The 23420-nt window shown below is 69.6% G+C and carries 22 protein-coding genes; 14 read left to right on the forward strand and 8 right to left on the reverse strand.

What is annotated here, in order from left to right:
• The first annotated feature begins 2 nt into the window (after positions 1-2).
• On the forward strand, positions 3-782 hold the full coding sequence (locus Aph01nite_RS18660; protein ID WP_204042197.1) for an alpha/beta fold hydrolase: 780 nt from the start codon (positions 3-5) through the stop codon (positions 780-782).
• Here Aph01nite_RS18660 and Aph01nite_RS18665 read toward each other — a convergent pair.
• From Aph01nite_RS18665 to Aph01nite_RS18680, 4 genes are read right to left on the reverse strand one after another with little or no spacing between them, the layout of a single operon-like run.
• Complete coding sequence (locus Aph01nite_RS18665; protein WP_204042198.1) at positions 772-1611, reverse strand: hypothetical protein; 840 nt, start codon at positions 1609-1611, stop codon at positions 772-774. The two genes, Aph01nite_RS18660 and Aph01nite_RS18665, sit on opposite strands and share 11 nt — an antisense overlap.
• Positions 1611-2531, reverse strand: a complete 921-nt coding sequence (locus Aph01nite_RS18670; RefSeq protein WP_204042199.1) for a hypothetical protein — start codon at positions 2529-2531, stop codon at positions 1611-1613. The genes Aph01nite_RS18665 and Aph01nite_RS18670 overlap by 1 nt, the downstream gene beginning before the upstream one ends.
• Positions 2528-2692 (reverse strand): hypothetical protein, encoded by a 165-nt coding sequence (locus tag Aph01nite_RS18675; protein ID WP_204042200.1) that lies wholly within the window; start codon positions 2690-2692, stop codon positions 2528-2530. Before Aph01nite_RS18675 ends, Aph01nite_RS18670 begins: the two co-directional genes overlap by 4 nt.
• Positions 2693-2734: 42 nt before the next feature.
• Entirely contained in the window at positions 2735-3880 is a 1146-nt protein-coding gene (locus tag Aph01nite_RS18680) for an acyl-CoA dehydrogenase family protein (protein WP_204042201.1), read from the reverse strand.
• Between the two features lie 318 nt (positions 3881-4198).
• On the opposite strand from Aph01nite_RS18680, the gene Aph01nite_RS18685 reads away from it, so the two are divergent.
• The 9 genes from Aph01nite_RS18685 to Aph01nite_RS18725 all read left to right on the forward strand — a co-directional run bounded on the left by Aph01nite_RS18685 (position 4199) and on the right by Aph01nite_RS18725 (position 14336).
• Positions 4199-5464, forward strand: a complete 1266-nt coding sequence (locus Aph01nite_RS18685; protein ID WP_204042202.1) for a hypothetical protein — start codon at positions 4199-4201, stop codon at positions 5462-5464.
• Between the two features lie 15 nt (positions 5465-5479).
• The gene (locus tag Aph01nite_RS18690) at positions 5480-6523 is read left to right on the forward strand and encodes a class F sortase (protein WP_204042203.1); all 1044 of its coding nucleotides are present in this window, start codon (positions 5480-5482) and stop codon (positions 6521-6523) included.
• A 191-nt stretch (positions 6524-6714) separates the two neighbouring features.
• Positions 6715-7662, forward strand: a complete 948-nt coding sequence (locus tag Aph01nite_RS18695) for a hypothetical protein (protein ID WP_204042204.1) — start codon at positions 6715-6717, stop codon at positions 7660-7662.
• Positions 7663-7844: 182 nt separating this feature from the next.
• Positions 7845-8714, forward strand: coding sequence for a hypothetical protein (locus tag Aph01nite_RS18700; RefSeq protein ID WP_204042205.1), 870 nt, complete (start codon positions 7845-7847; stop codon positions 8712-8714).
• Positions 8715-8721: 7 nt separating this feature from the next.
• Positions 8722-9552, forward strand: coding sequence for a class F sortase (locus Aph01nite_RS18705; RefSeq protein ID WP_204042206.1), 831 nt, complete (start codon positions 8722-8724; stop codon positions 9550-9552).
• Between the two features lie 115 nt (positions 9553-9667).
• On the forward strand, positions 9668-10645 hold the full coding sequence (locus Aph01nite_RS18710; RefSeq protein WP_204042207.1) for a hypothetical protein: 978 nt from the start codon (positions 9668-9670) through the stop codon (positions 10643-10645).
• A 146-nt stretch (positions 10646-10791) separates the two neighbouring features.
• Positions 10792-11283 (forward strand): hypothetical protein, encoded by a 492-nt coding sequence (locus Aph01nite_RS18715; protein ID WP_204042208.1) that lies wholly within the window; start codon positions 10792-10794, stop codon positions 11281-11283.
• A gap of 307 nt (positions 11284-11590) precedes the next feature.
• Positions 11591-13105 (forward strand): L,D-transpeptidase family protein, encoded by a 1515-nt coding sequence (locus Aph01nite_RS18720; RefSeq protein ID WP_204042209.1) that lies wholly within the window; start codon positions 11591-11593, stop codon positions 13103-13105.
• Positions 13106-13190: 85 nt separating this feature from the next.
• Entirely contained in the window at positions 13191-14336 is a 1146-nt protein-coding gene (locus Aph01nite_RS18725; protein WP_204042210.1) for an acetyl-CoA C-acetyltransferase, read from the forward strand.
• Between the two features lie 64 nt (positions 14337-14400).
• Here the strand turns inward: Aph01nite_RS18725 and Aph01nite_RS18730 are convergent, their stop codons facing one another.
• From Aph01nite_RS18730 to Aph01nite_RS18745, 4 genes are all read right to left on the reverse strand, one after another.
• Positions 14401-15774, reverse strand: a complete 1374-nt coding sequence (locus tag Aph01nite_RS18730) for a sensor histidine kinase (RefSeq protein WP_204042211.1) — start codon at positions 15772-15774, stop codon at positions 14401-14403.
• On the reverse strand, positions 15775-16461 hold the full coding sequence (locus tag Aph01nite_RS18735) for a response regulator transcription factor (RefSeq protein WP_204042212.1): 687 nt from the start codon (positions 16459-16461) through the stop codon (positions 15775-15777).
• A gap of 53 nt (positions 16462-16514) precedes the next feature.
• Positions 16515-16991, reverse strand: coding sequence for a hypothetical protein (locus Aph01nite_RS18740; RefSeq protein WP_204042213.1), 477 nt, complete (start codon positions 16989-16991; stop codon positions 16515-16517).
• A 63-nt stretch (positions 16992-17054) separates the two neighbouring features.
• Positions 17055-17786, reverse strand: coding sequence for a class I SAM-dependent methyltransferase (locus Aph01nite_RS18745; protein ID WP_204042214.1), 732 nt, complete (start codon positions 17784-17786; stop codon positions 17055-17057).
• Between the two features lie 104 nt (positions 17787-17890).
• On the opposite strand from Aph01nite_RS18745, the gene Aph01nite_RS42185 reads away from it, so the two are divergent.
• The 4 genes from Aph01nite_RS42185 to Aph01nite_RS18765 all read left to right on the forward strand — a co-directional run bounded on the left by Aph01nite_RS42185 (position 17891) and on the right by Aph01nite_RS18765 (position 23385).
• A complete protein-coding gene (locus tag Aph01nite_RS42185) occupies positions 17891-19867 on the forward strand; it encodes an ATP-binding protein (protein WP_204042215.1) in 1977 nt (658 codons plus the stop codon).
• A gap of 18 nt (positions 19868-19885) precedes the next feature.
• Positions 19886-21898 carry an ATP-binding protein gene (locus Aph01nite_RS18755; RefSeq protein WP_204042216.1) on the forward strand — a complete coding sequence of 671 codons (2013 nt, stop codon included), beginning with the start codon at positions 19886-19888 and terminating at the stop codon, positions 21896-21898.
• A gap of 31 nt (positions 21899-21929) precedes the next feature.
• Positions 21930-22472: an RNA polymerase sigma factor gene (locus tag Aph01nite_RS18760; RefSeq protein ID WP_204042217.1), complete on the forward strand. Its 543-nt coding sequence runs from the start codon at positions 21930-21932 to the stop codon at positions 22470-22472.
• A 355-nt stretch (positions 22473-22827) separates the two neighbouring features.
• Positions 22828-23385, forward strand: a complete 558-nt coding sequence (locus Aph01nite_RS18765; RefSeq protein ID WP_204042218.1) for a hypothetical protein — start codon at positions 22828-22830, stop codon at positions 23383-23385.
• Positions 23386-23420 lie beyond the last annotated feature (35 nt).

The raw sequence follows: 23420 nt of genomic DNA on the forward strand, positions 1-23420 counted from the left end.
CCATGGAGCTGGTGTACGAGCGCAGGGGGTCCGGGCCGCCGCTGGTGCTGATCCATGGCATCGGGCACCGCTGGCAGGCTTGGGCACCCGTCCTTGACCTGCTGGCCGAGCGGTTCGATGTGATCGCGGTGGATCTGCCGGGGTTCGGGGCCTCGCCGCCGTTGCCGCCGGGCATGCCGTACAACGCGGAGACGCTGGCGTATGCCGTGGAGGCGTGCTGGGAGCGGCTGGGTGTCCGGGACCCGCATGTGGCGGGGAGCTCGCTGGGCGGGTATCTGGCGCTGGACATGGCCTCGCGCGGGGTCGTGCGGTCGGCCACGGCGTTGGCGCCGACGGGGTTCTGGTCGCGGTCGGAGCTGTTCTACGCGCGGGCGATGCTGCGGCTGCTGCGGGCGGCCGCCGTGGCGTCCCCGCCGGAGATGGCGGGATCACGGCTGGGGCGGGCGATGCTCGGGCGGCTGCTGGTGTGGAAGCCGTCGCGGGTGCCGTCCGAGGAGCTGGTGGCGGGGATGGGCGCGTTGCGGGCCTCGGTGGGGTTCGACGACACGCTCGACTCGTTCCTGTGGCAGGCGCCGCCCGCGCCGCCCAAGGTGCCGATCACGGTGGCCTGGGGCGAGCACGACCGGCTGCTGGTGCGCCGCCAAGCCGTACGGGCGGGGCGGTGGGCGCAGCAGCGGGTCAAGCTGCTGAAGGGGTGCGGGCACCTGCCGATGAGCGACGATCCCGAGCTGGTGACGCGGGTGATCACTGATGGGGCGCGGGAGCTCAGTCCTACGGGGTGAACACGCGGACCGACCTGATCACGCGGCCGATGTCCGGCCAGAGGCGTTTGTGGGTGTCCGGGATGGTGATCCAGAGGATGCCCGGGCGGGGTGAGCCCGTGTCCAGGGCGACCACCGCGGCGAGTTCGACCCTGGCCTTGCGGCCGGCGTCGCTCTCGGGCATGTGCATCTCGCGGACGATCACCCAGCCGTTCTTGACCGGGTACGAGGCCACGTCGACGCCGGCGGTGCCGCTGGGGAAGTTGCCGTCCTGTCTGGCGTCCAGGAAGCCGGCGACGATCTCGTACATGCTGTCGCCGGGGGTCAGGTCGGCGGTGTGGCGGTAGCTGTCGATGTCGGCCCACCACTGGCGGTCCAGGTCGGGACCGTACTCCTCGGTGACGAAGGTCTGGCGTCGGGTGTAGGTGCCGTCCACGATCGGGCCGGTGCCGAGCGGTTTGCTCCGTCCCCAGGGTTTGCCGAGTTCGACGAACGTGAGCCGGGCCTTCTTGTCCCTGACCTGGCCGATCACGGCGGAGCCCTGGCCGGGGTAGCGCTTCAGGCGGACGATCTCGCCTTCGGCGATGCGTTCGACCTGGAGCGTCGGGCTGGGAGTGGGGCTCGGGGGCTCGGGCGTGGGCACCTCGGCGATCTCGGGTTCCGGGGGAGTCGGCGGAACCGGCGGAGCCGGTGGGGTCACGGCGGCAGGGCCGGGTTCCGGGGTGTCCGAGCTGGTGGCGAGGGAGATGCCGACCACGATCTGGGTGATCAGCAGGGCCGAGCCGAGCACGTTGACGGCCGTGGGGACGCGGCCGAAGATCCTCTGACCCCGGGGGGATACTTTGGGCATCAGCTCGCCTCGGGGAGGAGCACGAGGCCGGCGCGGCGGGCGTCCTTGACACTTTCCCGCAGTGCGGCCTCGACCAGGCGGGCCCGCTCACTCATCGCGTCGAGCTCACCGGCGGCCAGCCGGTCGCGCACCGTGCGCGCCAGCAGTTCCCGGTAGGCGTCGCTGTCCTCCGCCATGTCCTGGAGTGTCTGCCATTCCGTGTACGCCTCGTCGGCGGCCATCGTCCGCAACGCGTAGTCCTCCAGGGCGTCCACCCGCTGGGTCAGCGACTCGGTGGCCACCCGCAGCGCGTCCGCGTGCGTGGCCAGCATGGTGGAGATCCGGTCGGTGACCTTTCCCCGGCGTACGGAGCGTTGCTCGCGGCGCAGGCGGGTCATCTCGGTCAGGGTTTCGGCGATCTCCCATTCCTGGCGGGGCAGGGTGACCCGGTTGGCGATGTCGTCCAGCAGGCCGGCCTCGTTGACCTTGGACTCCAGGACGGTGGCGACGGCGGTCTGGGTGCGCTCCATCAGGGCGGCGTCCTCCGGCTCGAAGTCGCCGGCCAGCCGGAAACGGCCGCGGTGGCGGCGGGCCAGGCGGCTCACCGGGGATTCGCCGGCCAGGGCCAGCAGGAGCAGGAAGACGATCAGTTCCAGGCCGAGGCCGGTCAGGAACATCGTGGTGAAGCCGTACCCGATCCAGAGGGTGAGCAGGCCGGCCTGGAGGATCAGGCCGCCGACCAGGGCGAGGCGGCCGTAGAGGGGGGCGATCAGCGCGGGGAGGAATCCCCATAAGGATGCTGAAAGCAGGCTCGCCCAGGCGTCGGCGGGGACGCGGCCGCCCCAGCGCGGCGCAGCGATCGGAGTGTTGAGGAACTGGGGGTGGGCCGCCATCAGGGCACGGTCCGACGCCGGGAGTTCCGGGTCAAGAATGGGCTTCATCTAACGGTCTGACCCCAGATCAGCAGCATGGCGATGACGAACACGATCATCACGCCGGCGTACGCGACATTGCCCAGCCGGAAGAACCGGCGCACCTTGTTCAACAGCCACGCGAACAGGAACGCCAGGAAGATCAGGAGAATCAGCCCGGTGGTGTCCACACGCCCATTATGAGCGGAAAATCCGGGGCTTGGCGGGGTTCGTCAGAAGCCGAACGAGCGCCCGATGATTTCCTTCATGATCTCCGTGGTGCCGCCGTAGATGGTCTGCACGCGGCTGTCCAGCCAGGCTTTGGCGACCGGGTATTCGAGCATGTAGCCGTACCCGCCGTGGAGTTGCACGCAGCGGTCCACCAGCTTGGTCTGGAGCTCGGTCGTCCACCACTTGGCCTTGGCGGCGTCCACGGCGGTGAACTCGCCGGCGTTCAGGGCCAGGATGCACTTGTCCACGTACAGGCGGGCGATGTCGACCTCGGTCGCCAGTTCGGCCAGGACGAACCGGGTGTTCTGGAAGGAACCGAGGTTGCGGCCGAACGCCTGGCGGCTCTTGCAGTAGTCGATCGTCGCCGCCAGCACGGTCTCGGCCACCGCCACCGCGCCGACCGCGATCGACAGGCGCTCCTGCGGCAGGTTCTTCATCAGGTGGAAGAAACCCTGGCCGTCCTCGTCGCCCAGCCGGTTGGCGGCCGGCACCCGGACGTCCTCGAAGAAGAGTTCGGCGGTGTCCTGGGCGTGCATGCCGACCTTGTCCAGGTTCCGGCCCCGGGAGAAGCCCTCCATGCCGCGCTCGATCACGAACAGCGTGGTGCCGCGCGCCCCGGCGGAGGGGTCGGTCTTGGCGACCGTGACGACCAGGTCGGAGTTGATGCCGTTGGTGATGAAGGTCTTCTGGCCGTTGACGATGTAGTCGTCGCCCTGGCGGATCGCGGTGGTGCGGATGCCCTGGAGGTCGCTGCCCGCGCCCGGTTCGGTCATCGCGATCGCGGTGATCAGCTCGCCGGAGGCGAAGCCGGGCAGCCAGCGCTGCTTCTGCTCGTCGTTGGTGAGATCCACGAAGTACGGCGCCATGACGTCGTTGTGGAGCGAGAAGCCGACGCCGGTGGCGCCGATGCGCATGATCTCCTCGACGATGACGGCGTTGTAGCGGAAGTCGGTGACGCCGGCGCCGCCGTACTCCTCGGGGACGCCGAAGCCGAACATGCCGAGTTTGCCGGCTTCCGTCCAGACCTCGCGCGGGATGACGCCGTCCTGCTCCCATTGGGCATGGTGCGGGGCTACCTCGCGGGCCAGGAACTCGCGTACGGTCTCGCGGAAGAGCTCATGCTCCTCGTCGTAGAGGTCACGCTGCATCGGGTACGCCTTCCGGGGTCGGGCTGGGTCCGCCGTGGCCAGAATACGATTCGGTTTCGTGCAGGTACACCGTTCTGGGGGATTGATACCCGCTGGAGCGCTCCCGCTGAACGGCAAACGTCTCTTCTGTTACAACTGGGCCACAAGCTTGGTAAGGGTGTTCAAGGGGCTGCTGAGATCCTTGTTGAGCCCCTAGGATCACGTCTGTTTCATGTTTGAGTGGTCCGATTTGGGCCGATCTTCGACCATTCGGAGCGTGCGGTGTTCAGGCGGCGATCAGTACTCCGACAAGCGGCTGTCGCATCTGGCCTGGGCATCTTGAGCGGTGCCATCTTATTGATCGGCCCCGCGGAGGCGGTGGACACCGATCACCGCACGTATGACTACCTGTGCAAGGGGGCATTGGTCGAGGGCACCAAGCCTCTGAAGGTCACCGTCTCCGTCCCGCGCACGGTTACCAGTGGTCAGGGCCTCCAGGTGGGGTGGGCGCTCGGCGACTCGCCGTTCAAGGCACCGGAGGCGCTCGCGGTCGGCGCGAAGCTGTCCGTGAAGGCTTCGGCTGTGATTGCCAACTATTGGGATGGCACCGGTCTGCTTGAGTCGACCGGGAGCAGCACAACCACGGCTGCTCTCGCGAAGGGTGCCGCGTTAACCCTGCCGACCATCACCGCTGGCTCTTACATGACCAGCCGTGACGGCACCATCAACGCGAAGCCCAGCGACCTGGTCTTCAATCTCGCGCCTGCGGAGACTTCGAGCCTCTTCAACGACACCATCGTCGCTGACCCCGGTGAGGGTCTCGTTCGCGGATGGTTCAACTTCGGCAATCAGTGGACCTACGCGGGCAATCGCGCGAATGTGGAGTTCGCGTCCGGCAGCCTCAAGGACTATCAGGACGACATCCAGCACGCGACGGTGGACAACGCGACCGCGACGGTGAAGTTCACCGGGACCGGGATCGACATCCTCTCGGAGCGGGACAACGACATGGGCCAGGTATCCATCCTGCTCGATGACGCGACGACACCTGTGATCAGGGACGCCTCGAAGAAGGCGGACGGGACCCCGCTGGGCGCGACCGAGCCCAACAAATTGGGGCAGGAAGCTCTCTGGTCTGTGAAGGGCCTGGCCTATGGGGAGCACACAGTGAAGCTGTCCAAGGTCAGCGGGACTCCCGGCGGGACCTACATGATCCTCGATGCTCTCAAGGTCTACGCGGAGTCGAAGCCCGAGCTCTACAAGGCTTTCGAGACCAAGTGCGAGGCCCCCACGGACGTCGTGGTGTCCCAGATCAAGGTCGTCAAGCCCAGCGCGACGCCGTCCTCCAGTAACCACACGACGGTGTCGCCGACGCCTAGGCCGACTACGACGACGACCGTTACGGTGACGCCGTCGGCTTCGACCAGTCAGTCGCCGCAGGTGATCGTCACGCCGAAGGGTGGGGCGCAGACCGGGGAGATGGCGGTTGAGGGGCCTTCGGGGCGGGTTTATATCTGGCTCGGGGTTGTGCTGGTGTTGGGCGGTGTGGGCGCAGGGCTGGTCTGGCGGCGGCGTGTCAAGGCGGACGCCGGGCGCGCGGGCTGAGGTTTTCGGGGTGTCATGAACGAGCTGGAGCCGGGTCAGCAGCCGTCGCACATGCAAGGGCCGCAAGGGCAGCCGATGCAGGTGCCGCAGGTGTACCCGCAGGCCGTGCAGCCACAGCTGATACAGCCGCAGGCCGGGCAGCCACAGCCGCAGGCCGTGCAGCCGATGCAGCCGCAGCCGGTGCAGCAGCCGGGAGTGGCGCCCACGTCGGTGGAGTTGACGCCCGCGCAGCAGCACGTCATGCAGATGGCGCAGCAGTACCAGATGCAGGTTCAGCAGGCGGTGCCGCAGCAGGCGCCGGTGGGGCCTGAGGAGCAGCGGCGGCAGCGGTGGAACAAGGCGTTGCCGGCGATTTTGGTGGTCGGGTCCTTCGGTGGGATCGCGCTGATCATGGCGGGGTTGCTGGCGGTGTTGTCGCCGCAGGAGGCCGCGATCCAGGGGCCGCCGGGGCCGGGGATCACGCCGATGGCGCAGCCGGGGGCGTTGCCGCCGACGGTGGGGCCAGGCGGGGCCGATGTTCCGCTCACGGCGGCGGCTCCGAGCGCGCCACCGCCGATCCCGGCCGTGGTGCCGGTGGACCCGATCGTCAGCACCGGCGCGGTCGCCCCCGCGAGGATCGTCATTCCGCAGGTCGGGCTCAACGCTCCGCTTCGTTCTGTGGGGGTTCTCCGGAACGGTGAGGTTCAGGTGCCGCCGCTGTCCATGCCCAGGGTCGCCGGGTGGTACAAACTCGGCCCGGTGCCCGGCCAGCCGGGACCCGCGGTGATCCTCGGCCACGTCACCACCAAGCGCGGACCCGCCGTCTTCCACCGTCTCCGCGAGGTGAAGCGCGGCAACAAGATCCAGGTTGTCAGGACCGACGGCACGGTGGCCGAATTCACCGTGGACGGGGTCGAACAAGTCAGCAAGAACACCTTCCCGACCAATCGTGTGTACGGCAGGCTGGATACCGCCGGGCTTCGCCTCATCACCTGCGGCGGCGTCTACAACCGCAGAACCGGCCACTACACGGACAACATCATCGTCTACGCGACCCTGAGCGCCACCAAGACCACGTAGACCCCCGTACGGACCCGAACCACGCAAGCCAGCGCAAAGTAAGCAGGCACCTCAGCAGATCGGCCCAGTCCTTCAACGGGTGACCGGATTCCCAGCCAGAATTCAGCGGATTCTCAGGATTCGCCCGGCATATAACTCGATATTTCCTGAAATGCTGATGCGCTATCTGGCCACCACCTAGGGGAGCGGAAGTGACGACCACCACCGGACGACACCGCCTGGCCACCAGAGCCGCCGTCGCCGGAGCCGCCGCCTTCCTCGGCCTGATCGCCCTCCCCGTCCTCGCCGCCGACTTCGACGATACGGTCCGCTACAACTGCTCCAGCACCACCTACCCCCTCCAGGTGACGCTGGACGGTCCGGCCGCCAACCCGACGCCTAGCCAGGTCGTCACGGTGACCTGGGCCATGGCTCCGGATGCCCCGTCCAGCCCGGCGGAGGGCGGCGCTCCAACAGAGTCTCTGCTGACCGCACCGGTGGACATCTCACCGAGCGACGCTGTGGTGATCGAGGGCAAGGCGACCATCACGGGCCTGCCGCTGGGTGCGACCACGATCTCGGCGTCGCCTAGCGCCACCGAATCGGCTGTGGCGTTGCTGACCGCGAGCGCAACGATGTCGCTGATACCCGACATGGTGCTGGTGTTCACGCCCACGGCGACAGGCACGGTGGCTGTCGCCGCGGGCGGCTTCGTTCTTAAGATCATCCCGTCTGGCGGCGGCTCGACCAGCACCCCCTACACCTGCGAGCTCGCCAACCCGGCGTCGCTGGCGACTCTTACCATCGCGGTCGTCACATCCGCCGCGACGTCCGAGTCGGACGACCCCACCACCACGACGACCCAAACCGCGTTCGAGACGGAGACGGTCACGGCGACGGCGACCGAAACGGAGACCGAGACGGTGACCAACTCGGTTGATACGACCAACACGGTTTCGGTCACGAACACGAGGCAGATTGGGATCACGCCGGTGGGTGGGGCGCAGACCGGTGGGGGCGGGGATCTGGGGCCGGACGCGCGGCTCATCATGATGGCCGGGACGGCGCTCATCGGGGCCGCCGCCATCGGTGGCCTGGTCCTTCGTCATCGCCTGGGCCGCCGCCTCAGCCTTCACGCCAATCGTGGTACGGACACCTGATGCGACACACGCACACCATGTTTGTTAGGTTCCCTCGGTGTGGGTAATCGATGACAGATCGACCGTATCCACCCCAGACCCCATGACAACTCCATAGGATCGGAAAACCGAACCGTGACCATGGGCTGGAAAGCTGGGCCAACCGTAAACCGGGCAGACTGTCTGAAATGGGAGATAGGTCAGTGCTGAAGTTGAAGGCACGGCGTCGCATCGCCACCAAGGCCGCCGCAGCCGGAGTTGTCAGCGCAGGCATCCTCTTCGGCGTCTTACCCCTGTTCGGAGCCACCGCGGACACCAAGACGATCACTTACAACTGCACGACCTCGGGCGGCGATCCGCAGAACCCGGACCTCATCACCACGCTGACCGCCACCGCAACGGCCGGTACCACCGCCACCTCCATCCAGAGGATCGCGATGGTCTGGACGAACCTGAACACCGTCACCGGCAAGATGATGACCGCGCCCGTCACCATCAACACCACCGACACCGTGATCTTCGAGGGTGAGATCGTGATGACCGGCCCTCAGACGGGCGTCACAGCCACGGTCACGGCGTTGGCCACGCTGACCCCCGCCGCGCAGGTCGCGCAGGGAGCGGCGATTCCGTTGCCGACCGTCTCCGTGACGGCGACCCCGGCCGCCACCGGCACCGTCTCGGTGAAGACCACCGGATTCCTGCTGACCATCGGTGCGAGCACATCCGCCCGGGAATACGATTGCGCCATGGCCTCCACCGCGACCGCAGCCGCCGCCACCGTCGTGGTCGCCAGCGGCGCGGCCAGCCCGAGCCCCACCCCCACGCCCACACCGAGCCCGACGCCCTCGGCCACCACCCCCACTCCCCGCCAGACCAGAACGTTCACCGCGACCGTCACCGCCAGCCAGCCCGGCCAGGTGACCAACACCCCCGGCGGTGGTGTCTCGACCGGCGGCGGCGGTGAACTGGGCCCCGACGGGCGGCTGCTCGTTCTTGGCGGGACCGCGCTGATCCTCGCCGCCATCACCGGCGGGCTGATGCTGCGTTCGCGGCGCGGCGCCGTACGCCAGTAGGACGCGTATGACGACGCCGCCGGGACATTTTCCGCCCGGACATCCGGGATACCAGCAGCAGGTGTACGCGCAACCCGCCTACCAGCCGTACGCGCAGGAGTATGAGAGGCGTCCCCGGCTGAACGGGACGCAGGTCGTGCGGGCGGTGCTGATTCTGGCCGCGCTGGCCGGGGTGGCCACGGTCGCGGCCGGGCTGATGTTCTGGCTGGGCTCGCCGGAGGAGTACGCGGCGCCGGAGCGGACCACGCTGCGGTCGCAGGCGGGCGTGCTGGCGCCGAGCGTGGGGCCGGGCGGGCCGGGGCAGATGGCCCAGGCGGAGCCGTCCGCGCCGCCGCCGGCGCCGCCGTTGCCCGCGGCCGAACCGCTGCTGCCCTCCTCGCCCAAACGACTCATCATCGCCAAGCTCGGCATCAACGCGCCGATCAAGTCGGTGGGCCTGGACAAGCGCGGCGCGATCGAGACGCCGCCGATCGCCAACCCCAACCTCGTCGGCTGGTACCGCGGCGGCCCCACCGCCGGCCAGGCCGGGCCCGCCATCATGCTGGGCCACAAGGACACCCAGACCCGCAGCGCCGTCTTCAGCCGCCTCCACGAACTCCGGTACGGCGACACGGTCGAGGTCATCCGGGGCGACGGCACCATCGCCATCTTCACCGTCGGCGGCGTCGAGCAGGCCAACAAGGAGACCTTCCCCACCGACCGCGTGTACGGCAACGCCGACGACGCGGAGCTGCGTCTCATCACCTGCGGCGGCACCTACAACCGGAGCACGGGGCACTATGTGGATAATGTCATCGTGTACGCGAGAATGACCGGAACGCGGCTCGCGAACTCCTGATCACAAAGAGCGCCAAATACGACTATCGTGCTCCTCAAAAAGAGGAGGAGGACTCGTGGGCCTGCTATCGAATCTTCTGTTGCCGGGGCGGCTTAGGACGGGGCCCACGGTTCTGTTGCCCGCGAAGGTGAAGCCGGACGCGCTGCTGGAGGCCGTACAGCTCGCCGATCCGACCGCGGCGCAGGACGGCGAGGAACTGCTCGCGGCCGGGACCCGGATCCACGCGCCGCTGGAGTTGACCGCCGACCTGTTGCGGAAGCTGAGCATCGAGGACGAGGAACGGCTCTGGGCGTACCGGGTGGTGGCCGAGCGGCCGCTGCCGATGGACTACTACGACAAGTTCCTGGCGGCCGGGATCGCGTACCGGTACGGCGGGTGGTCGCTCTGCGAGGGTTCCGCGGACGACCCGGCCGAGGACGATTCGCGCCTGGCGGCGGTGTACCTGCCGGAAATGCCGGACCAGGAGGAACTCGCCGCCCTCCTCCGCGGCCTGCTACGCCTCCCGGAAGCCACCGAAACCGCCGAAACCACGGAAGCCACCGAAGCCGCCGGAACCACCGCCGAGGCTGAAACCGAAGAAGCAGAAGAAGCCGAGGTAGCCGCCGCTGAGGAGACCGCATCCGCGGAAGCGGCATCCGAGGAGGCGGCGTCCGAGGAGGCGGCGTCCACTGAGGCCGCGTCTGAGAGCGCTGCTTCCGACGAAACCACGCCCGAAGCCGGTTCCGAGGCTGCGACGGACGACACCGCGTCCGAGGAGGCCGCCTCTGAGGAAGAGGTGGATGAGCCCGGGAAGAGCGGGCTGGTGGTTCAGGCGGGGCAGAGCATCGTCTACACCGGGGCCGACATCCAGGTCACCGCCAGCTATGAGACGCGGTTCCCCGCCGTGGTCGCGGGGCTGCTGCCGTACGCGACGGAAGTGGTCAGGATCGCGGTGCGGGCGCTGGAGGACGGCGAGCTGGAGGGGGACGATCTCGTGCTCGAACCCGGCAAGGTGGCGCTGGCTCTGGGGAGCGCGCTGGACGGCCCGGTCGTGGACGCGTGGGGCTTCCAGATTCTGGAAGCGGAGGATCTGCTGCCCGCGCGGCGCGCCTGATCCGAGACAGGTAACAGGCAACAAAGGGGCGGACCCCTCCGTGCCAGGCACGGAGGGGTCCGCTTGGTTTTCATCCGGTTTCCTGCCGTGTCACCCCGGCAGGAAGTCGGCTATCGCCTTCAACCAGCGACACCGAACCGGCCACAGTGGTGGTGGCGGTGGTGGATGTGGCCGAAGTGGTGGTGGCGGTGGTGGAAGTGGCCATGCCCGTGGTGACGGTGGTGGTGGTGGCCGTGGTGGCGGTGGTGGCCCCAGTGACGGTGCTCGCCCCAGTGACGGTGGTGACCGAAGACCCGGTGCTCACCGTGGTGGCGCTGGTCGCCGAAGTGACGCTGCTCGACGAAGAAGCGCTGGTTGTTGAACTGGCGCTGGTCGTTGTCCTGGCGCTGACGGTTGTCGATGTCGATGTCGATGTCGTCGTGGTGACGGCGCCGCTCCTCGGGGTCGTGCTGCATGAGGTTCTCGGCAGCCTCGCCCGGGCCCTCCGGCTGCGCCGGGACGACCGGCTGGACCTTCGCGGTCGCGCTCAGGGCGACAGCGGCGGCGTGCGCGCTGGGGGCCATGGCGAACATGGCGGCGACGGCCGGAACAACGGCGAAACCGGTCGCCAGAGCGAGCTTGAGTTGGCTCTTCATTAGACGATCCTCTCTTTTATGAGAAACGATGCGAGATTCGTCGATCCCGTATCTAAGTGATCTTCTTACTCGAATCGCTTGCTACTTGTCGATCTCCCCGATTTTCGAAAGAAGCCGACACACTCATGCGTAAAGGACGATTGATTTTCACACAAGCCGATTCTTTGCAATACGACACGGCGTGGCGTTATTGATTGGCTCTGACATGGTGGTACGGCCCTGCCGGAGACGAACCGCTCGTGTCGCCGTCCTTAATTTCGGGCCTTCGCATGTCATAGTTCCTTCGTTGGTTTCTTTTCGGAGGTGTCCGATGCGAGTACCTTTTTTGCTCTCGATAGCCACCGGTAGCGCGATCGGCGTTTTGGTCCCCGTTTTCGGTGATGTCCTGGGCGCGACCGCCCACGCCGAGATCGCGTACGCCAAGCGCGCCGTGACCGCGTTCACCGAGCCCGCCCAGGCCACGCCGGCCCAGGGCAAGCCCCGGACGAAGGGGCACAATCGCGCCCGCGGGAAGGGCGCACGTCACTACCGCGTGCGCGGGGGAGTCCACTACCGGGCCGGGCACGCCAAGGCGGGCGTCAGGAGGGCCCAGACGCGGGTGCAGGGGCCCATGGCGCGCCGCATCCGGCTCATGGAGCGCGCCGCCGAGCGCAAGGTCGAGAAGCAGATGATGCGCCAGGCCGAGCTCAAGCAGGAGCGGCGTGTCGAGCAGACCCGGCATCGCCAGGCGGGGCGTCCGCACCACCGGCGTTACGAGGAGCCGCGCCAGCGCCATGCCGAGCGCCCGCAGCCGCGTTACGCCTCAGAACCGCGGCAGCGTTACGCCGAGGAGTCGCGCCCGCGTTACGTCGAGCAGCCGCAGCAGCGCTATGCCGAGCGTCCGCAGCCGCGTTACATGGAGGAGCCCCTGCAGCGCTTCGCCGAGGAGCCGCGTCAGGGCTACTTCGAGCAGCCGCAGTCGCGCTACTCCGACGACTCGCGGCAGCGCTACGCCGAGCAGCCCCAGCAGCGTTACGCCGAGCGCCCGCAGTCGCGTTACGCGGAGCAGGACCGTTACGACGACCGTTCGCAGGACGGTTACAGCTCGCGCCCGATGATTCGTCCTATTTCGTACCCGCAGGACCGTCCGCGTGCCATCGCGCCTATGAACCTGCCCGACGGAATTAAGCGACATTTGCCCCGTGTCACTACTTGGTCCACTTTGCCCAGAGTGCCCCGGGATCACCACGCTTTCGCGCGGACCAGTGGCCGCATCCTTCATCCGACGAAGCCGAAAATCGTTTATGGCCGCCCCGGCGGAAAGCCGATCGGCGTCCTGCCCACTCATTTGGTAGAAAGTCCGACATGGGTCCCGGTAGTGGACTCGCGACCGGATTGGGCGCGCGTGCTCCTGCCCAGCCGTCCCAACCATTCGACCGGCTGGATTCACACCGGCTCGGGTGGCGTGCAGTACTCCCACAGCGACTACAGAATCAATGTCGACCTGAGTTCGCACCGAATGTCGATTCACCGGGGCGGCCGCGTCGTGGGCAGTTGGCGGGTGGCCACCGGCGCCGCGCGCACGCCCACCCCGGTCGGCCGCACGTTCGTCATGTCCGCGGTCGACACCGGCAAGGGGTACGGCGTGCCGGTGCTTCCGCTGGGCACCCACTCGCCCACCCTGCGCACCTTCGACGGCGGCCCCGCCACCATCGGGCTGCACGGCTGGTCCGACTCGAGTGTGTTCGGCCAGAGCGTCAGCAACGGCTGCGTCCGCGTGCCCCGGTCGGCCCTCCAGACGATGGCGAAGGTCCCGATGGGCACCGTGGTCACGATCGGCAGATGACCCGGCGGGCACCCCTGGCGGAATACCGTTCTGCGGTAAGCTGTTACTGACCGAACAATGCTCGGTTTCTGAGTTGGAGGGCAGTGTGGCAGAGGCGTACATCGTGGGAGCGGTCCGGTCCCCGGTCGGGAAGAAGAAGGGCGGGCTGTCCGCCGTTCACCCCGTCGACCTGGCCGCGCACACGCTCAGCGCGCTCATCGAGCGCACCGGCGTCGACCCGGCGGCCGTGGACGACGTCATCATGGGCTGCGTCATGCAGTTCGGCCCGCAGTCGATGGACATCGCGCGCAACGCCTGGCTGAGCGCGGGCCTCCCGGAGACCGTGGCGGGCGTCACCATCGACCGCCAGTGCGGCTCCTCCCAGCAGGCGATCCACTTCGCCGCCCAGGGGGTGCTGTCCGGCACCCAGGACCTGGTCGTCGCCTCCGGCGTCGAATCCATGTCCATCGTCCCGATGGGCTCCAGCATCACGGCCGCGCTGGAGAAGGGCATGCCCTTCCCCTTCGGCGAGAAGTGGGTGGAGCGGTACGGCAAGCAGGAGATCTCACAGTTCCGCGGCGCCGAGCTGATGGCCGAGAAGTGGAACCTGTCCCGCGAGGACCTGGACCGCTACGCGTACGAGAGCCACCAGCGGGCGGCGAAGGCGATCGCCAACGGGTACTTCCGCGACCAGATCGCTCCGCTCAACGGGGTCGAGGACGACGAGGGCCCGCGCCCGGACACCACCATCGAGAAGATGGCCCAGCTCCGGACGCTGCGGGAGGACGGCCGCATCACCGCGGCCACCTCCTCGCAGATCTCCGACGGCGCGGGCGCCCTCCTGATCGCCTCGGAGCAGGCGGTGCGCGACCACAACCTGACCCCCATGGCCCGCATCGTCACCCTCGCCCTGACCGGCGACGACCCTGTCTACATGCTCACCGCGCCCATCCCGGCCACCCGGAAGGCCCTGCAGAAGGCCGGCCTGAGCATCGACGACATCGACGTCGTCGAGATCAACGAGGCGTTCGCGCCGGTTCCGCTGGCCTGGCTGGCCGAGCTCGGCGCGGACCCGGCCCGGACGAACCCGAACGGCGGCGCGATCGCCCTCGGCCACCCGCTGGGCGGCACCGGCGCGATCCTGATGACGAAGCTCCTGCACGAGCTGGAGCGGGTCAACGGCCGCTACGGCCTGCAGACCATGTGTGAGGGCGGCGGCCAGGCCAACGTCACCATCATCGAGCGCCTCTGACGATCACACCCGAGAAGCGATCACCACCCGAGAGGACCGTCCTGCCGCACGCGGGGCGGTCCTCTCATTTGTCCGCGAGCTCTCGGGCGGCCGGCAGCTCGATGTGCACGATCGTCCCGGACCCGAGCGCGGAGGAGATCCAGCACCGGCCGCCGTGCGCGTCCGTGATCGCCTTGACGATGGACAGCCCCAGGCCGGCGCCGTCGGACAGGCGCTCCTCGCCGCGGTGGAAGCGGTCGAAGGCGCGGGCGGCCTGCTCGGGGGACATGCCCGGCCCGTCGTCGGCGATCTCCAGGAGCACCTTGCCGCCGGTCTCGGCCAGCCGGATGAACGCGGGCGTGCCCTGCGGGGTGTGGGCGCGCACGTTGGCCAGCAGGTTGACCACGACCTGGCGGATCCTGGCCTCGTCCACGAGCGCGACGAGCGTCGGGGGCGCGTCCACGATGATCGAGGACTCGGGGTCCAGCGCGGTGGCGTCCGCGGCGGCCTCCCGCGCGATCTCCGACAGGTCGGTCTCGGAGAGGGTGAGCGCGGCGCTGCGGTCGAGCCGGGCCAGCTCCAGCATCTCGGAGACGAGTTTGCCCATCCGGGTCGCCTCGTCCTCGATCCGGCCCATGACCTTGGGCAGTTCCTTCTCGGGGATGGCCCCGGCGCGGTACAGCTCGGCGTAGCCGCGGATGGCGGCCAGGGGCGTACGCAGCTCGTGGGAGGCGTCGGCGGCGAAACGGCGGATCCGGTCCTCGGAGGCCCACCGGTCCCGGAACGAGGCGCTGATCCGGTCCAGCATCAGATTGATGGCGCTGCCCAGTTTGCCCACCTCGGAGGTGCCCTCCGGCATGCGCGCCGACAGGTCGCCGCCCCGCGCGATGCCCAGGGCCATCCGCGCCATCCGCCCGAGCGGCGCCAGGCCGGTCACGATCAGCAGCCGCCCGAGCAGCGCCAGCAGCGCGATCAGCAGCCCGCCCGTCACCAGCTCGGCGAGGAGCACCCGGCGGACCGGATCGTCCACACTGTCCAGCGGGACCGCGACGATCACCAGCCGGGCCCCGATCCGGGTCCGCGCCGCCGCCGCCATCAGATCCCCGCCCAGCTCGAAGGTACGGCCCGCCGACGCGTGCGCCGTCAGCCGCTCCAGGCCGATGCCCTCCACCAGCCCCGGCACCGAACCGGCCTGCGGCGCGTCCCCGCTGACCAGCCGGGTCCGCCGGTTGTTCAGGTTGAGGGTGACCACGGCGAAGGTGGACCCGGTCAGGGCCTGGGTGAGCGTGTCGGTGGCCTCCACCCGGCGGGACGCGGTGGAGGTGGCGGCCAGCAGCTGGCCTTCCAGCCGGTCGTACAGGTGGCCCCGGAGCACGACGGCGCTGACCGCGGATAACACCACCAGCAGGAGGGCGCTGATGGCGAGCAGTCCGGCCAGAAGACGGGTGCGCAGCGACATCTAGGGCCGCAGGGCGTACCCCACACCGCGCTGGGTGTGGATGAGCGGGGGGCCGAGCGGGTCCAGCTTGCGGCGCAGGTAGGAGATGTAGGTCTCCAGGACCTGGGAGGAGCCGCCGTAGCCCCACACCTGGTCGAGCAGCTGCCGTTTGGTCAGCACCAGGCCCGGGTGCTCCATCATGAAGGCGAGCAGCCGGAACTCGGTGGGGGACAGGTCCACCCGGACGCCGCCCCGGCGCACCTCCCACCGCGCCTCGTCCAGCTCCAGGTCCGCCACCCGCAGCACGTCGCCGTTGGGCCGCTCCTCGGCGTCCGGCACGGTCGTACGGCGCAGCACCGCCCGGATCCTGGCGATCAGCGCCTCCACCGAGAACGGTTTGGTGACGTAGTCGTCGGCGCCCATGGTCAGCCCGCGTACGGTGTCGGAGACGGCGTCCCGCGCGGTCAGGAAGATCACCGGTGTCTGCACGCCCTCGTACCGGATGCGCCGGCACACCTCGAATCCATCGATGTCGGGCAGCATGACGTCGAGGACGACGAGATCCGGGCGCCGGGCGGCGAACTCGCGCAGCGCGTCGCGGCCGTTGGCGACCGCCGTCACGTGGAAGCCGTGGAAGCGCAGCGCGACATCCACGATGTCCCGGATATTCGGTTCGTCCTCGACGACGAGGATTCTGGTCTCACTCATGACTGACACAAGTATGGGTGCTTCCGTACGGCCAGAAGCCCCAAATGTCCGTTTTAGCTGCCCAGGACCTTGCTTTCGGGGTTCTTGAGCTTCTTTGGTACGCGCACGAGCGCCGCTGTCGGGTTCGGCTTCCCGGCCACGCCGATGGCGAAGACCCGGTCACCCACCACGAGCGTGCCCAGGTCGGCCTTGGCCCCGGCGCGGCGGAACCGCGTGTCCGACGTGGTCTTCCACGTCCAGGTCACTCCGTCACGGCTCCGTACGGTCAGCGTCGAGGCGTCCTTCGCGACGATCGAGCCACGCTGCCAGGTGTAGTCGACGAAGGCGTTCTTGGTCCGCAGGGTGGCGGTGCCGTGGATGCCGACGGCCTTGCGCTTGACCCGGCTGAGCGGCGTGGCGGCCCCCTGCCGTGAATCGGCGGAGGCCTTCGCCGGGGCGTACGCGACGGGGCCGGCGGACGCCGTGGACGCGGGGGCCGAGGCCAGGAACACGGCCGCGACCGTGGCGCCGAGGGCGAGCTTCATTCTCATGGAGCCCAGCAAAGCCGCCCACGCTGGGCTGATCAGCGGAGAAAGGTGAGAAATCCGTGTGAACTAGAAGGGAACCCTGGCCACGCAGAACACGGTCTGGCCGAACGGCGGCCGGATGAACCGCTCGATGAACCGCGTGCTCGGCACCACGGTCCGGTCGTAGATCTTGACCAGGCGCGGGTCCGGATACCCGACACCGCCCCGCCGCACGGCCAGCCACCAGGCGATGCCGCCGAGGAAGTTGATCGGCTTCAGCACGTCCACGTCCAGCCCCGCCGCCGCGACGGTACGGCCGAGCGTGGCCGGCGTGTACCGCGTGACGTGCCCGACCTTGCGATCGAAGTCCCCATAGAGCTGCATGTAGCCGGGCACCCAAATGATGATCTTGCCGCCGGGCTGGGTCACCTCGGCCAGCGAGCGCAGCGCCTCGACGTCCTCCTCGATGTGCTCGAGGACGTTCATCATCACCACGGTGTCGACCTTGTTCTCCAGCGGGATCGCGGTCGGCAGCCCGAACTGCAGCACGTCGATGTCGTCCCGATCGGCGAACCGCTTCTCCAGCTGCTCCACGCAGTACGGGTCGAAGTCGCTCACGACCAGCCGGTCCAGCCGGGGCAGGAACTGCTCGGCGAAGTGCCCGAGACCGGATCCGATCTCCAGCATCGACCGGCCGACGTGCGGCGCGACCATGTCGAACTCGTACTGCCGGTAATTCCGGGCTTCGTCCCCGCCCAGGTGGTTCTCCAGGGCCTCGTCTCCGGCCGCCGGCTGAACTACTCGGTCATACCCAGACATGCGATCCTCGTTTACGGCAGGTGGCGGTGTGCGAAGTCTAGTGCCCCGGCCCGGGCGGATGATTCAGAACACCCGTTCCGCGTCCTGAGGGTTACGATTCGTGAATGCCCGCCGAACAGGCCGGCTTCGTCGGCCGCAGGCCGGAGATCGCCGAAGTCGCCCGACTGCTGGAGCTGTCGCGCCTGGTCACGCTGACCGGCGTCGGCGGAATCGGGAAGTCCCGGCTGGCCGGCGCGGTGGCGGACGAGCTGCGGGCGGGCTTCCCCGGCGGCGTCACCCGGGTGGACCTGGCCGAGGTCCGCGACCCCGGACTGCTCGCCCCCACGGTGGCGGAGGCCGTCCCGCTCGCCGAGGAGCCGGCCAGGACCCCGGAGGAGACGCTCGCCGCGTACCTGGCCGACCGGCGGCAGCTGCTCGTGCTCGACGGCGCGGACGCGCTGGTGGACGGATGCGCAAGGCTGACCGAGACCCTGCTCAAGGCCGCGCCCGAGCTGCGGATCATGGTGACCAGCCGGCAGTCCCTGGACGTGGCGGGGGAGCACCTGTTCGTGGTCGGCCCGCTGGCCAAGGCCGACGCGATCACCCTGCTCAACGAACGCGCCGGACGCGCGCTGGTCGAGGACGGCGGGCTCTGCGAACGCCTGGACGGCATCCCGCTGGCCATCGAACTCGCCGCCGGCCGCCTCGCCGACCGGTCGGTGGCCGAGGTCATCGGCGGCCTCGGCGACCGGTTCCGCCTGCTGGACGGGCTGCGCCGGGTGATCGGCTGGAGCCACGAGCTGTGCTCCCCGGGCGAACGGCTGCTCTGGGCCCGGCTGGCCGTCTTCTCCGGCCGCTTCGACCTGTCCGCCGCCGAGGAGGTCTGCGCCGACCGCGTCATCCCGCCGTACGAGGTGCTCGACTTGGTCAGCGGCCTGGTGGAGCGCTCGATCCTGGTGCGCGAGGAGGGCTCCCGCTACCGCATGCTGGACACCGTCCGCGAGTACGGCGCGGAGTGGCTGCGCCGCCTCGGCGAGGAGGAGACCTTCCGCCTGCGCCGCCGGCACAAGAACTACTACCTGCGCCTGGCCCGCCGCGGCGAGACCGAGTGGTTCGGCCCCGGCCAGGGGGCGGTCCTGACCAGGACCAGGTCCGAGCACGGCAACCTGCGCAGCGCCCTGGAGTTCTGCCTGAGCATCCCCGGCGAGGTCCGCGACGGCCTGGAGCTGGCCGGCTGCCTCTGGTTCTACTGGGTCGGCTGCGGCCACCTCGGCGAGGGCCGGCACTGGCTGGAACAGGCGCTCGCGCTGGACCCCTCGCCCACGCCGGAACGCGCCAAGGCCCTGTGGGCGACCGGATACGTGGCCCTGCTGGGCGGCGACACCGACCGCGCCGTACGCCTGCTGGAGGAGTGCCGGGAGGGCGGCGACAACCGGACCAGGGCCAGGGCCACCCACCGGCTGGCCAGCGCCGCCCTGCTCACCGACGACTACGCCGCCGCCATCCCCCTCTTCGAGGACGCCCTGGACCAGTACGCCTGGCTCGGCATCCTGGACAGCCAGACCCTCCTGGGCAAGGTCGGCCTGTCCCTGGCCCTGGCCTTCGACGGGCGGCTCCAGGAGTGCCTGCGGCTGACCCAGGAGGTCAGGGCCGACTGCGAGGCCCACGGCGACCGGTGGGTGCTGTCGTACGCGTACTACGCGCAGGCGTACGCGCACTGGGCGAACGGGGAGCCGGACGAGGCCGAGCGGCTCGCCCGGGAGTCGCTGGAGATCAATCGGTCCTTCGACGACCTGGTCGGCACGGTGCTGGACGTGGAACTGCTGGCCCTGGTGCTGGCGGACGCCGGGGAGTACGGGCGGGCGGTGCTGCTGCGGGGCGCGGCGGCCCGGCTGTGGCGCTCGGTCGGTCCGCCCCTGTTCGGCTCGCGCGGTTTCAACGCCCCGCACGAGGACTGGGAGAGCCGGGCCAGAAGCGCCCTGGGGGACGCCGGATACGAGGCCGCGCTGGCCAGAGGCCGCCAGGCCGGGCTGGACTATGCGTTAGAAATATCTTCCCCAGGAGTGGTTTTCTCCACAGGTGTGGTCGATTCTCGGCCCTGAGCGTGATTTGCTGCGGGCGTGAATCTGCCCGCCGAGACGAGCACCTTTGTCGGCCGCTACCTGGAGTTATCTGAGCTCCGCCGATTAATGGGCGAGTCGCGGCTGGTCACGCTGACCGGTCCGGGCGGTGTCGGCAAGACCCGCCTCGCCATCCGCGCCGCCGCCTCCGATCCCGGCATCCGGGTGTACTTCGCCGAACTGGCCGCGGAACGCAACGGCGACCTGCTCGCGCACGCGGTCGCCGCCGCCCTCGGCCTGCGCGAGCAGTCGGTCCGCCCGCAGGCCGAGGTGGTCGCCGACCATCTGGCCGGCCGGCGGCTGCTGCTCGTCCTGGACACCTGCGAGCACCTCATCGAGGCCGCCAGGGACCTGGCGGGACGCATCCTGGCCGCCGCCCCCGGCGTGCGCCTGCTGGCGACCAGCCGGCAGCCGCTCGGCCTGCCGGGGGAGCGCGTCTACCGGGTGGAACCGCTGATCGCCGCCGACGCCGAACGCCTGTTCTGCGAGCGCGCCGTCGCCGTCCTCCCCCAGTTCACCCCGACCGACGCCGTGGTACGGCTCTGCAGCCGCCTCGAAGGCATCCCGCTCGCGCTCGAACTGGCCGCCCGGCGGCTGCGCGCGCTCTCCCCCGAGGAGATGGCCGACCGGCTGGACGACCGGTTCGCGGTGCTGGGGGGCGGGAGCCGTACCGGGCGGCATGACGGGCTGCGGTCGGCGGTGGGGTGGAGCCACGAGCTGTGCACGCCCGACGAGCGGCTGCTCTGGGCCCGGCTGTCGGTCTTCGCCGGCTCCTTCGACGTGGACGCGGCCAACCAGGTCTGCGCCGACGAACGTCTCGCCAACGTGCCGGGCCTGCTGGCCAGGCTGGCCGACAAGTCCATCGTGCGGGCCGGCGACGACCGCTACCGCATGCTCGACACCATCCGCGAGTACGGCAGGGACTGGCTGCGCGAACTCGGCGAGGAGGAACTCCAGCTCCGGCGGCACCGGGACTACTACCTCACCCTGGCCCGGGAGGCCGACGCCGACTGGTTCGGCCCCAACCAGTTCACCTGGGCGCTCTGGGTCCGCTGCGAGCTGCCCAACCTGCGGCTGGCCCTGGACCACAGCATCGCCAGCGCGGTCGGCCTGGAGCTGGTCGGCGCGCTCTGGTTCGTCTGGTTCTGCCTCGGCGAGATCCGGGAGGGGCGCTACTACCTGGACCGGGCGTTGGAACGTAACAGCAAACCAGGACCAGCCCGGACGAAAGCGCTGTGGGCCGCGGCCTGGGTGTCGTTCGCGCAGGGCGACCTGGACCTGGTCGCGCGCCGCACCGCCGAGGCCTGCGAGGCCGCGCTGGCCCAGGAGGACTGGGTCGGCGCCGGATACGCCCACCTCGGCCTGGGCGCGCTGGCCATCGTCAAGGGCGATCCTGCGCACGGCGGCGCGGTCGTGGAGCAGGCGATCCGCTACTTCGACCAGGCCGGCGGCCGGCATGTCGGCCGCCTGGTGGCCGCCACCGTGTTCAGCCTCTGCCTGCTGATGCGCGGCGAGCACGAGCGGGCCGCCGCCGTGATGGCCGCCCAGGGCACCGAGTGCGAGCTGGTGGGGGAGGTCTGGGCCCGGTCGTGCGGCGACTACATCAGGTCCCGGGTGGCGCTGGGCCGCGGCGACGCGGTGGCGGCGGACCGGCTGGCGCGGGCCGGGCTGAAGGCGGTCTGGCGGTTCGGCGACGTGCTGGGCAGCGCGGTCGCGGTCGACCAGCTGGCGGTGACGGCCGCCGCCATCGGCGACCACCTGCGGGCGGCCCGGCTGCTCGGCGCGGGCCAGCGGATCTGGGACGGCTTCGGCCTGAGCCAGTTCGGCTCGCCCGACTTCGCCGGGCCGCGCCTGGAGGCGGAGCACCGGGCCAGGACGGCGGTGGGCGACGCGGCGTTCGACCGCGAATACCGGGAAGGCGAGGCGATCCCTCCCGAGCGTGCGGTCGGTTACGCCTTGGGCGGTCTTCCCAATTCGCGAGTTGTACGGTGGAATCTTCCCGCCCCCGAATGATCCGATCCCCGCTGGAAGTTGATCCCCCCGAATGCAGGACGACGAGGCGATAGCCCGCGCGTTGTCCGGCGATCTGGCCGCCTACGAGGTGCTGGTCGCCCGGTACAGCGCGGTCGCGCACCGGACCGCGCACCTGCTCGGCGCGGGGCACGAGGCGGAGGACGTGGTCCAGGAGGCGTTCGTCAAGGCGTACCGGCATCTGTCGGGGTTCCGGAGGGATTCGGCCTTCAAGCCGTGGCTGCTGCGGATCGTCGCCAACGAGACGCACAACCTGACGCGGTCGCGGGGGCGGCGGGCCGAGCTCGCCGTACGGCTCGGGCAGGAGACCGAGGAGGTGTCCCAGGACGGGAACCCGGAGGGGGAGGCCGTGGCGGCCGATCGGTCGTCCCGGTTGCTCGCGGCCGTACGAGGGTTGCCTGATCGGGAACGTGAAGCGGTGGTTTGCCGGTATTTCCTGCAGTTGTCGGAAGCGGAGACCGCAGAGGTGCTCGGCTGTCCGGTGGGGTCGGTGAAATCCCGCACGTTCCGTGGCCTGCGGCGACTGCGAGAGGAGGTGGGCCGTGAACTCCTCTGATAACTCTTCTGAGAACGCCGACGAATTTCCGGAGAACGAGCAGACGCCGGAAGTTGTGCCGGGAAGTGACGATTTTTCGGGATTTGGGGATCTGGAGGATGAACTGCGGGCGCTGAGCGACGCGCTGGCAGTCCCCGAACCGAGCCCACCGGCCGACGTCGCCCGCGCCGTCCGGGCCGTCCTGGAACGCGAAGCCGAGGAACGCGCCTCACACGACGAAACCCCCGAGGGCGATCTACCGCAGTCCCCGCTTTCTCCGCGGCGCCAGATTTCGGAGCTTGAGGGTCCTGAGGCTGAGGGTTCGGAGCGGCCTGGTTCGCACGTGGTTTCCAGGCGTTGGCGGAGGCGGCGCCGGGTGGTCGCGGTCGTGGCGGCGTTCCTGGTGGTCCTGATCGCGGCCACGCCGCAGGGCCGGGCCGCCGTCGCGTCCATCCTGCGGTTCGCCGGCGTGGAGATCAGGATCGGCGAGCCGTCCCCGCTGCCCACCGGCGTGCCGTCCCCGCTGCCGGGCGAACGCCGCGTCTCCCTGGACGACGCCCGCGCCCAGGTGCGGTTCCCGCTGGTCGTGCCCGCCGTGCTCGGCGAACCCGCCGACATCAGGGTCGCCGACGACGGCCGCGTCGTCTCCATGTTCTGGCCCGGCGTCCGCCTCGACCAGTACGACGGCACCCTCGCGGAGGTCTGGCGCAAGGACCTGGGCCCGCCCTGGCCGGAGTCCGTCAACGTGGGCGGCGTTCCCGGCGTCTGGATCCAGCAGAAGCACGGCATCCAGTACAACCCGCCGACCGGTCCGCCCCAGGAGTTCCGGCTGGCCGGACCCACCCTGATCTGGCAGCGCGGCCCCGTCGGCCTCCGCCTGGAAGGCCCGGCCACGATCGACGAAGCCCGCCGGATCGGCGCCTCCGCGCAGTAGCGGGTTCACGCGTGAGATTGATCACTCATGGGACA

This window comes from Acrocarpospora phusangensis, from assembly GCF_016862995.1.
GTDB classification, from domain to species: domain Bacteria; phylum Actinomycetota; class Actinomycetes; order Streptosporangiales; family Streptosporangiaceae; genus Acrocarpospora; species Acrocarpospora phusangensis.